The sequence below is a fragment of the Zooshikella ganghwensis DSM 15267 genome, assembly GCF_000428585.1.
Lineage (GTDB): Bacteria > Pseudomonadota > Gammaproteobacteria > Pseudomonadales > Zooshikellaceae > Zooshikella > Zooshikella ganghwensis.
Genome location: NZ_AUAF01000171.1, coordinates 1 through 8489, shown reverse-complemented (window position 1 = coordinate 8489; position 8489 = coordinate 1). Strand labels below are relative to the sequence as shown.

The window sequence follows — 8489 nt, the reverse complement described above, 5'->3', positions numbered from 1 at the left end:
CTGTTTAATTATCCTGATGACATACGCAAAGCGATTTATACAACGAATGCCATTGAATCACTCAACAGCGTCATCCGAAAAGCGATTAAAAAGCGTAAATTGTTTCCAACGGATGATGCGGCAAGAAAAGTTATTTTCTTAGCGATTCAGGATGCATCAAAAAAGTGGACAATGCCGATTCGAAATTGGAAAGCGGCGTTAAATCGATTTATGATTGAGTTTGAGGATCGACTTAGACCCTATATTTAAAACTGGGCGGATACACAGAAATATTTACAGGGTCGCAAATTGGTATTCGCGTGTTATGGTAACTACTTATTCCAACTAGTGATAATAAAATAATGAATTGATTACACACATATTTATTTTTACCAACTCATATCTGCCAGAAACATCGTACAAATATCTTAACCTTATTTTTGTAAATTAACGTATGCACTTTTGGTCGTCAACGTTAAGGAGCTGTAAACACACTTTATGCACAAGATCATACCTCATCGTAGCTTTTTACTAATTTAGTCCCCAGCGAGACTATAATAACTTAAAGCTAATAGATACCTCTAAAAATACAGTTTTTCGAAATGGCTGTGTCAGCACTCTTGCCCCAGTTGTCGCTTACTTAATACTTAAGGTTACTATCGCTAAGTTATGAAGCAGTTGCTTAGCCCTTATGTACTCCTTATTCACTGCCGTCCTCCGTGCAGTGTTTACTTGCTCTCAAACAAGCATCACTATTTTTAGAGCAGCTTTTAATCCTAGGTTATCTCAATATTTTCCACAAAAAAACAAACGAATGTATTAATTTTATACTACAAATAAAGGCGCAAAAAACACCTGATTAACATTAAAAAATCAAATATACATTATAAATAAAACATGATATCGTCGACATACAAAAAGCTCGGCATCAATAATATAAAAACTTATTTTATATTATTAACAACCCATTTACTAATAAGTCGTTAGCAAAGGATTCCGTAAGATATTCATGATACTTTAGACATGCTTTTTTATAGTATTTATGCCATACAAGCACAACCTGATAGCATCTATTTTATTAGATTTATCAGTAACTTAAATTCAAACAAATAATATATTTAAAGCTATAAAACCCATACCAAAACGACTTCGGAAGAGAGATAAATGCTTATCAACAAACCAATAAAAAGCAAAAAACTAATACATTAACAATAAGAATAATATTTTATTTTTATTGTTAATGTATTTTAATATTTCTTATTATTTATCAGATTTAAGCAATAAAACCAACTACAAAACTAAAAGGTATTTTATTTTGAAAGGAAAAATATATTTTTCTGTACTGGGTGTTCTCAGCACACTTGGGCTAAATACAAGCGCTGCAGGGCCAAAACCCTATCACTATATTCAATTAGGTGGACAAGCACAGTGTTTAACAGCTCAATCCCCCGTCTCTAACCTCTCATCTGTGAAAGTGTCTCCCTGCAAAGAGTTACCTGAACAGCAATGGTACCAGGATGCTCTAGGTCGCCTTCATGTGAAAGTTGCTCCAGATTTCTGTATGGAAGCAGGTCGTAACCCTACCAATAATGCTGCTGTTTTTATGTGGCGATGTCACCAAGGTACACACCAACAATGGCAGTTAATTGACCAGCAACTCCAAAATAGAAAAAACTCTCAAATGGTGCTTGATGCTTCAGCTTCTGAGCCAGGCAAAGCAATTACCTATACAGCTCATGGTGGTAATAACCAACACTGGCAGTTGCTTTCTGCTAAACCACCTGTAGATTTTGGGCAATTACAAGTTCGTCTTGACCAAGCCAATAAACTATTAAAACAAGTGGCTATTGGTGTTGAAAATAATGCTTATTACCCTGCTGATGTTGAAGAGTTTTCATCCCTTGTAGAGGATGTCAAACAATTAACGGACAATGAAGCCATTACACAAAGCACTGTAGACCAGGCAATCAAAGCAATAGAAGAAGCTATAGACCTTTTTTCAGCTCTAAAAATATCACATAAAAAAGATTTGGAAGCACTATATCGTAATGTGCAACAGCTTGAATTTAATGGCAACAATATCAGCCAACTTGTTGCTATTGACTCGCAAGGATTTTTAGTACATGCAAAAAAACCGCAACTGGGTGTTGGCACTATTGCAGCTGGCCGACTAGGAGAAGGTCGGGTGGTTGTGTTGGGGCGTGAAATTCACGCTTATTTAAATGCCTTCACGAATCCAGCAGCCCAACCTAATATGCAACAGTTTACCAGCAACCTTTTGAGCTGGTTAACTGCAAGACACTCACAATCTTACGATACGGTTTTACAGTCTGCTGATCAGCGTTTAAAGGTGCTGGTAGAATGGAAGAATTGGCGCAACCAAAAGTTTGATGAGACGTATCAAATTGACACCACGCCAATAACCAATATTACTAAACAGGCAGCTCTCTTTGATCCGGCTGAGTTCCCTGTAGCCATCGTTAATCCTCGTATCGAATCACCTGAAGCACAAGCTGTGCTTGAAGCTTATGTTAATGCAGGGGGTAGCTTGCTAATGGGGCATCAGGTGTGGTCCTGGAAAGCAAATCTAAAAGCAGCACCAGGCCAGCAACTCCTTTCAAAGGCAGGTATTGCTTGGAATGGCGGTAAATCTCAAGTACACCTCTCACACCAAATTGCCAGCAAACCCGACTTCGATGAACTAATCATTGCAAATATTCACCAACGCTTGGCCTTGTTGAAAGCAATTGAGACAGGCTCTGCTTTGTCAAGTATAACAAATGAAACTCTTACTCAGCTGACAAGCGGATTGAGCCAAACTTTTCAGTACTTACCTGAATCAATAGTGGATACACTTCTTGTAGAAACCAATACAGTACTTAAATATCCCCTAGATCGTCTGAATGAAAGGCCTTACACCCAACTGCTAGCGTATGCTGATTCTACCAGAAAAAATCTGACCACTAACCAGCATGCAGCTATCGGGCATGAAGTCATGGGCATTATACCCCCCAATGCTGACTCAATGGATAAAACGCTCACGTTCGATTTTAATCAAGTACACAGTGACTGGGTTAGAACATCCCGCACTGCACCTTATTGGTTGAGCACAGGCTTATATGCTCCAGCAGGTGAAGTCATCGTGATTAATGTTACGTCACCATCAGATCAAACTCTTGAGGATGGAAAACCCAGCCAAATTGAAATACGAGTCAATGGTCATACTGATGATATAGCCACCAAGAAGAATATTAAAAAATGGGCACGCCCACCAAAGGTTAGTTTTACAAAGAAATTAAACATTGGTCGCAACACAATCAACGCGCCTTATGGTGGATTAATCTACCTGACAACCTCACACAAACAGTATCGTCAGGCGCAAGCGAACATCACAATTAAAAATGCTATAAAAGCACCTTATTTTAAGCTGGGAGAACACACTAACAGTCAATGGAACAGCGAAATTAAACATTATCCTGCACCTTGGGGAGAAATCCATAGTGGCAATATGATCGTATTATTGTCCAAGCAGCAGCTGCAACAAATTGAGGATGTTGAAGCTTACGCAAAGGCCTGGCAACAGCTGACAAATAATACTTACCAATTGATGGGTCTTGATAAGCATAAGGCAATTCCACACAAAACCCCAACGTTACCAAATCGTTTTCACTCAGACTTTAACATCAGTCTCGGTTCAATGCATTCTGGTTACCCTATTATGGCACTGGTTAAAAGTAAGTTTGAAGACTATAACAATGTGTTAAGTTGGGGACCCTTCCATGAACTTGGTCATAATTATCAGCAGCAAGATTGGATGTTACCAGGAACTACGGAAGTGACAGTTAATCTGTTTTCCCTTTATCAACAAGAACAATTTGACCAGCCTTCACGCTTAGCCACTCAAAAGACTTATGACAAAGTGTTGAAAATGCTTAACGAAGGCAAAGGCTGGAATGATATAAAGGGTCCATTTGAACGATTGGTTTTTTACCATCAATTTGCTTTAGCTTATGGTTGGGACTTTTATACCAACTTATACAGTCAAACTCGTAATCTTTATCTCCAACGAGGCTTTGCAAAGGCGAAAAGCCAGTTGCCGGCTGATTATTTACTCATAATGGGTTCTCGAATTGCAAAAGAAGACTTACGACGTCATTTTGAAAAATGGCAAATTAACGTCACAGATGAAGCAAAGCAAAAGGTAGCTGAAATGAAACTACCAATACCAGCTACCCCACTATGGTTATACGGTACTCAGCAATACCCCCATTAAGAAGTTAACGCTTTCCCCTTTTTTATCAGAAAGTAGCAGATAAAAAAGGGGAAGCTTGAAGCTTAAAAAATTATTAATAAAAATCAGTTTATACTTAGTCTTTTTAAAATCAAACTTTCCCATTTAACAAATGGGTACCTCTAAAAATAGGAATAGCAAGAAAGAACTACGCAGAAGACCGCAGTTTATATGCACTAAATGAGGCTAAACAACTGCTTTATGCTTAGCGATAGCGTCCTTAAATATTAAGCAAGCGATAGCTAGGACAATAGTACAATACAGTACACAGCTATTTCGAAAAAAAAAGTGCATTTTTAGATACTACTGAAATATTAAAAGGAAGTACTTGTCACACTTATAAATAGGTCACCACACATGAAAAAAATAAATATTATCCGGTTTTTTCTAATTTATCTTTTAGTGCTACCACTTTCACTGCTTGCTCAAGCAAAGCAAAATAACCAAAACAACTGTTATCAGAGTAAAAGCTATGAATGTTATAGAGATGAGAAAAACTATATTACATTTACAACCGAACGTTTAAATCAATGGGTCGATTGGAATAAAGTCCAACACATATCGCGGCCAGCACAAGCTCTTTCTGCTGTTCAAGCACGTTACAATATCACTGATTTACCTGGAGAGTTTTATGAGCTTCTAACCTATAAAAAATTTAACTTCGATGACGAGCGGGTAATTTTGGTGAGTTTATCCGAAAACCAAGTAAAAATCCTTGACGAAGCGGCCATTTTATTTTTAGTTGCTAATAGTCACTTTAGTTCCTCACCATACGCTAACTCGTTAAGTACAATACGTAAAGATTTTTTAAAAGCCCTCAAGCTGGATTTAGGTTTATATACTATACATCATGGTGTTGAATATAATTGGGAAGAAGTCGGAAATCCTTTAGATGTTTATCGAACAGCAGTATTTTCTGTTGCTAGGCAACTATATAAAGAAGAATATGGCAAAGATAAAGCCCGACAATTAGATTTAATGGGACACCATGAAACCACATATACGTTATTGCTTAGGCACATTAATATACTGCCATTACCTTTTGTACAATCCATAGAAGATAAGCTTATTCATAAAATCGAGTTTCAACCCGAAGAACAGTATATCTTATTAGCTCACTATTTAAATAGTAAAGCAAAAAACTGGAAACAGCAGTTCAGAAATATAAATAAAGAAAAAAGTAAAGCCCATCCTTATGCCAGGATAGGTGCCTATGTTGAAGCTAAAATAGATCAACAATTAACTGACATTAACAACGGTAAATATCAATTTATTTTATCCCTTCCTGATGGAGGCATTCAGCTTCTTGAGTTAAAGCGAACCTTAACATGGTTTAAAGAGTTTTTGGTCCATATGCCAAATACACATGACTTTAATTACCACTTAGGTAAATTTGTGGTCAACATGGCTAAAGCTAAATCTCAACAAGAAATTGAAGCCGTTATTGCTGACTCTCATGATCTATTTCAGACATCAAAAATCAATAATATTTTTCTAAGAGGGATGGCCGAGACTTTTGTAAAGACTAAAGAAATCGAACTAAATATGGTGACTCTGGGTATTTATCAGTTAGTGAAAGACTCCCTAGCATACGCTGAAGAAAAACCATTTATCGATCACTGGGCAGCTGAATTGCAGGCAAGAAACCGCAGTACACTATGGCCAGATGATTATAAAAACCAAGAAGTCAATGAAATAATAGGCGACGCTATAAATGTTGCAGCTAATATAGCATTAGTCTTCGTCGCACCATTTGAAGAAGCAGCTACTGAAGGTGCTACGGTTTTTAAAGCCATAGCACAAGAGCAAACTTTCGCTAAAGCAAGTACACTTGAGCAAACCAGTTTTAAAAATGCCACGGGAGATTTAAAAGGGCTTTGGAACCGTTTATTTAGTAATTCTTTTAAGTCTACGCTAGACTCATCACCCTCTGCTCGCTTGATCAATAATTTTGACCAATACAACGATTTAGTTGGCCTCATTAAAACTAAGGAGTTACAAACTATTAGTGAAACTAACTTAAGTGATGGAGTATGTAATGGCTTATCTTTTTCATGGGCTTTAGAGGAAGTATCAGGTGGACGAGGTGCTGAAGCCCTGCAGTTCATTCGTAAAATTGCAAAAAGTAAAAGCCTGTTCAAAGGAGGCACTGGTCAAGAAAGTGATTTTCGGCTTCCAATGTTCAAGCAATTAGGTAGGTTACATAATACTCAAACGGCTAACTTTAGCGATTTTAAGTCACTAATGAATGAAGTACGCAACATAGCGAAGCTAAATGGTGCAGAGCTTGATGATATTGGTATCAGCGAGCCAGCAAAAATGTTAGATGCATTGAATAGTGGTGAGAATCAAGCGATTTTATTTAGAACGAATAATCACAGTATGGCACTCAGCAAGGTAGGCGGAAGATTTCGCTTTTTTGAACCCAATGAAGGCGTAGTTGAGATCGAACAGTTTGATGACTTAAAACAGTTCATCGAGATGTACTTAACTGATGCGAAAAAGTCATTAGAATTCTCAAATGGTAAGTTGCAATGGTTTTTATTTAAAAAAAATACTATATCAACAAAGCCAACTGAACTACAAAGACTAATATCGGGTATGTAGCTGTATTACATAAAATTTATTTTGGCATGATGTATTTCAACGTGTCCTCTCGGTGAATATGCCTGAAAGCAAATTTTTTTAACTTGCACGCTTTCCGAGGGGACACAATTAATGTATCCCTTCATTGCAACTCAAAGAGAGTATATGGCTCTCTTTGGTCGTTTGAGAAAGCTTGAGTATGAAAAAGAAGTATCCCCGTAAGTTCACTTTTATCCTTGTCACGATCGGATTTATTTTTTCATTGTATGGCGCATACTTTGATCAAAAGTATTTGTTTCAAAGCTTTATATTTATACTCTTAATGCATCGATATAAAGGTGCTATTGAAGGAGTTGAGGTTTCTGCGGAGGAAAGCAATGAAGACTCAACAACCAATAAACCCAAAGCACTTCGTGTTGAAGGGATAGAACCAACACCAGAGAATATCCGCCAGCTTTATCAATCTGGCTATAAAAGCCTAGCATTTAAAAGCTTCTGTAAACTACCTGAAAATACAGGATTACCCAAACGCAAACTGAAAAAACTGTTTCGTGAATTCGTCCATGAATCACAAGAAACGCAAGTGCTAAAGCTTACTAAGAGTAATGTACTCAAGCTTTATCGTGATGGTTATGAAAGTTTAGCTTTTAGACAGTTTCGCAAGCTGGAAGAAAACCAAGGCTTACCCCAGGACAAGCTGGACACTCTGTTTGCAGAGCTTGTACAGAATGAAAGGTTAGCTAACGTGCCGTAAGGGCTTCTCCTTAACCATGAATAATGCAGGAAAAGGCTAACAGCAAGGGCTGGGGTGAGGTCGGATAGGCGGCAGCTGGTAACAGCTGCCGCCCTCCTAAGAACTGTACGTGCAACTTTCACTGCATACAGCTCAAGCCTCTCAAAGGCATTTCGTGTTACCCGGCTACTTATCCTTAAAGCGCTGCCATGGGCATTTTAGCCCATGTATTTCTCCAGTTTTTCCTGTTACTACGCCTTTGTAAATATTCTGCATAATCAGGATCAAATGGATTAGCGTTTCCCTTAATTTTGATGTGGCGTTTAATTGGGATTTTGGACATTTTGGCCAAATAGAGACTCGTTATTTGGTTATTTATTAACGTCTTTCCTTGAAATATCCATTTAGGATAACCTTGAACACCATAATATTTCCGTATTATCCATTCGGTGCTTTTATTTGAGTGTCTTTTCTTGGACCATTTGTACAGCGACTTGAAGATTTGGTTGTCAATATATCCAAAGGTTTGTTTAGCAACAACATGTTTATAATAGTTTCCCCAACCAATTATTTTCGGGTTGAGGATTCTAATTAAATCACCTGCTGCCATGGTGGGATGTTTCTTAATAATGGCTTTAATATTGTTCACAAACGAAAGTACATTTTGCTTCGCTGGTTTAACCAGCAGCTTTTCTTTGTACTTTCTAATATGAACCAAAGCAGCAACTGGAAGCATTTACCACGGCAATGATAAGTGTACTTCCTGAGCGCCAGTCAAAAAAACATTTAGCCGGTTTAGATTTGGGCAAACAAGAGCCCACTAACTCATTAAAATACAGAGCAGCGGCATGAGTAAACGAATGAATATGTCAATCTAAAAAAACTTCGGAATCGAGTATT

At 37.6% G+C, this 8489-nt stretch carries 5 protein-coding genes; 4 read left to right on the top strand and 1 reads right to left on the bottom strand.

Annotated elements, in window-relative coordinates:
* The 4 genes from F607_RS31170 to F607_RS0122370 form a co-directional block, all read left to right on the top strand.
* A partial coding sequence (locus tag F607_RS31170) for a transposase (protein ID WP_027709385.1) occupies positions 1-249 on the top strand: 249 nt, incomplete at its 5' end.
* A gap of 1045 nt (positions 250-1294) precedes the next feature.
* Complete coding sequence (locus F607_RS0122380) at positions 1295-4252, top strand: M60 family metallopeptidase (protein WP_169719836.1); 2958 nt, start codon at positions 1295-1297, stop codon at positions 4250-4252.
* A 375-nt stretch (positions 4253-4627) separates the two neighbouring features.
* Positions 4628-6877, top strand: coding sequence for a YopT-type cysteine protease domain-containing protein (locus F607_RS0122375; RefSeq protein WP_027709858.1), 2250 nt, complete (start codon positions 4628-4630; stop codon positions 6875-6877).
* Positions 6878-7178: 301 nt separating this feature from the next.
* Positions 7179-7610 carry a hypothetical protein gene (locus tag F607_RS0122370; RefSeq protein ID WP_157365567.1) on the top strand — a complete coding sequence of 144 codons (432 nt, stop codon included), beginning with the start codon at positions 7179-7181 and terminating at the stop codon, positions 7608-7610.
* 175 nt (positions 7611-7785) lie between these two features.
* Here F607_RS0122370 and F607_RS0122365 read toward each other — a convergent pair whose 3' ends face one another.
* Positions 7786-8325 carry a group II intron maturase-specific domain-containing protein gene (locus tag F607_RS0122365; protein WP_027709856.1) on the bottom strand — a complete coding sequence of 180 codons (540 nt, stop codon included), beginning with the start codon at positions 8323-8325 and terminating at the stop codon, positions 7786-7788.
* Positions 8326-8489 lie beyond the last annotated feature (164 nt).

Coding starts and splice junctions, on each gene's coding strand:
- F607_RS0122375 (WP_027709858.1), top strand. CDS start 4,628: ATGAAAAAAATAAATATTATCCGGTTTTTTCTAATTTATCTTTTAGTG.
- F607_RS0122370 (WP_157365567.1), top strand. CDS start 7,179: ATGCATCGATATAAAGGTGCTATTGAAGGAGTTGAGGTTTCTGCGGAG.
- F607_RS0122365 (WP_027709856.1), bottom strand. CDS start 8,325: ATGCTTCCAGTTGCTGCTTTGGTTCATATTAGAAAGTACAAAGAAAAG.